The organism is Camelimonas sp. ID_303_24 (assembly GCF_053543495.1).
In genome coordinates, this window is sequence record NZ_JBLLJM010000058.1 from 625 (window position 1) to 1082 (window position 458).

Annotated in this window: 1 protein-coding gene; it reads left to right on the top strand. The window is 69.7% G+C overall.

Annotated elements, in window-relative coordinates; genetic code table 11:
- The coding region (locus ACERNI_RS17945; RefSeq protein WP_448834591.1) for an autotransporter domain-containing protein at nt 1-405 on the top strand (405 nt) is incomplete at its 5' end.
- Nucleotides 406-458 lie beyond the last annotated feature (53 nt).

Below are 458 nucleotides of genomic sequence, written 5' to 3' on the forward strand. Positions count from 1 at the left end.
GACATCGCCCAGATGAACATCAACGGCTACACCGAGCGTGGCGCCGGCGCGCTGGCCATCGCCCTGGCCGCCCGCCAGTTCACCGACGCCCGCCTCTCCGCCGGCTTCGAACTGGCCTTCGACCTGCCGCTCGCCGGCGGCGTGTTCACGCCCAGCCTGAAAGCCAGCATCACCCAGCGCGTCGGCGACCGCATCGACAACGCCAACGCTTATTATGCCATCGCCCCGGACCTGCCGTTCCGCCTCGCCGGCCCGGCCAATGTCCGCACCTATGGCACCCTGGGCGCTGGCCTCGGCTTCCGCCTCAACGACGCCGTCACCGCCCAGGTCGCCTACCAGGCCGACATCAGCGGCGGCGGCTTCCACGACAACCGCCTGTCCGCAAAGGCGCAGCTCAGGTTCTGAGCCCAGCGGCGGAGAACGCCCACAAACACAAAGCGGCGGCCCTGGAGACGATG